The organism is Neisseria sp. P0001.S005, assembly GCF_051963715.1.
Genome location: NZ_JBQCTZ010000745.1, coordinates 1 through 374, shown reverse-complemented (window position 1 = coordinate 374; position 374 = coordinate 1). Strand labels below are relative to the sequence as shown.

At 57.0% G+C, this 374-nt stretch carries 1 pseudogene; it reads left to right on the top strand.

Features of this window, described 5'->3' with window-relative positions:
- Window positions 1-374 (top strand): annotated as a pseudogene (locus tag ACTHSP_RS22660) (glucose-6-phosphate isomerase); the annotation flags it as partial.

Below are 374 nucleotides of genomic sequence, written 5' to 3'. Positions count from 1 at the left end.
CTCCACACTGCCCTGCGCCTGCCTGCCAATGCCAAACCTGTTTACGTTGACGGCGAAAACATCGTGCCCAATGTTCATCACGAACTCAACCGCGCACTCGAGTTCGCACGCCAACTTTTAGACGGTACGCACGCAGGCATTACCGGCAAGCCGATTACCGACTTGGTTCACATCGGTATCGGCGGCTCCGATTTAGGGCCGCGCATGGCCACACAGGCGCTGCAGCCTTATTGGCAAAACATCCGCGTCCACTTTGTCAGCAACTCCGATGATGCCGACCTGACCCAAACCCTTCTCGGCCTCAACCCCGAAACCACCGTATTCAGCATTGCCAGCAAATCGTTCCGCACACCGGAAACCCTGCTCAATGCCTA